Source organism: Paenibacillus sp. FSL R5-192 (assembly GCF_000517845.1).
GTDB lineage: Bacteria > Bacillota > Bacilli > Paenibacillales > Paenibacillaceae > Paenibacillus > Paenibacillus amylolyticus.
Genome location: NZ_ASPR01000018.1, coordinates 1 through 1,548, shown reverse-complemented (window position 1 = coordinate 1,548; position 1,548 = coordinate 1). Strand labels below are relative to the sequence as shown.

General features: G+C 47.4%; 1 protein-coding gene. It reads right to left on the bottom strand.

Annotation, left to right across the window (positions count from 1 at the left end; all coding sequences use genetic code 11):
- Positions 1–121: 121 nt before the first annotated feature.
- A complete protein-coding gene (locus C161_RS16735) occupies positions 122–1,300 on the bottom strand; it encodes an IS110 family transposase (RefSeq protein ID WP_036671582.1) in 1,179 nt (392 codons plus the stop codon).
- Positions 1,301–1,548 lie beyond the last annotated feature (248 nt).

The following is a 1,548-nucleotide window of genomic DNA, read 5'->3' as shown; positions in this document are numbered from 1 at the left end:
AACAAAAACCAGCTAATGTTTGTCAAGCATTTCTGGTTGGATGAGTTCTCTTTTCGTGGTATACTTTTTCCGACCAACACGAATAACCTCCACGGGTATGGAGGTTTTGGTTAAATATGGATTACACTTGGTAGGGCTGGCCTTTCTGCAAGATGGCGAAAATGTGATGTAACAGCTTGTTTGCGCAGGCGATCACGGCCACCTTGTAGGGCTTGCCCTCGTTTCTTTTTTTCTCGTAGTACGAACGGATTCTTGCATTCGCATTCTTTCGCATTCCACATTGCACCGCTAAATATAGTGAACGTCTGAGCCTTTTAGAGCCTCGTTTCGTAATTCGTGTACTTGTCGCTGTGAACTTTCCTGAACTGAAAATCCCTGGGTCAAGGCCCGCAAACGCTACAAGTTGCTTCGCATCACTAAACTGTTTCACATCACCTAGTTCAGCTACAATGGCTGCGGCCAGTTTCGTTCCAATTCCCGGGATACTTCTCACCAGTCCGACTTCAGGCAGATTTTCTGCAAGTTCCTCCATTTGTTTTTCGAGTTGCTCCAGTTGCCGAATCATCGTCAACAATAAAGAGACCATTCCGAGCAGTGCCTTGCTTTGAGCGGGGCTATGCCGAATTTCTCTCCATTCATCCAGTACTTCCTCCAGTTTTCTCGCTTTTTCATTGGTCCATCGCTTGGAATGGGATCGTCCCGAATTACCCTGAATGACTTCATTCCAATTCGTCACACTTCCCTCCAAACAATGAGACAGCACCGTCAATGATGTTGTTGAAAACACATTGTAAAATATCTGCTCATACGTCGGAAAAACTTGCTCCAGCAAGGCTCTGCTGTTCAGCTTCGCCTGCACAAAGATTCCCGTGACAAACTCATGCTGCCGAGTCAAATGCTGTAGCTCTGTAAACGTCTCATCCCAATTTCGATGCGGCTTCACGTCGCCGCGATAGTACATCTCTGCCAGATGCCAAGCATCTGCAGCATCTGTTTTAACTTTGCGTAACTGCGTTCCCTTCGCTCGCTTGGATTGCAAGGGATTCACAATGTAGTAGGTATAGCCACTCCGATTCAGACAGGACACCAAGGCACGATGGTAATGCCCAGTCGCCTCCAAAACAACCACTGGAGCAACACCCGTTTCGGCTTGAAGGGCCCCTAACACCTCCGTAAATTGTTCGAATCCATTCGCAACATGCTCAATGACGATAGCTTTACCAACGGGCTCATTTCGTTTTTGAAACGCCTGTATCACACTTGAACCTTTAGCGACATCTACACCAACAACAGGTTCCATGTTCTCACTCCTTATCTTTCGTTTCGCCGGTCCTTTCCACGATGGTTCCAAACCCATAGCTTCGCTTGTTATACGGGGTCAGCTGCCCCTACCAGCCCAAACATGGTCTTTTGGAGGTCGTGGGAGAACTGTTTTTGTTACGAGGTCCTAGCCCCTAAAACCGCCACGTTCTCCCGGCTTCCCCCATCGTAAAACGACCACAAAAAAAGGCCAACCAGTAATTACTGGCTAACCTGATAATACGAAAA

Excerpts from the sequence above, each read along its gene's own strand:
- C161_RS16735 (WP_036671582.1), bottom strand. The coding sequence starts at position 1,300 with ATGGAACCTGTTGTTGGTGTAGATGTCGCTAAAGGTTCAAGTGTGATA.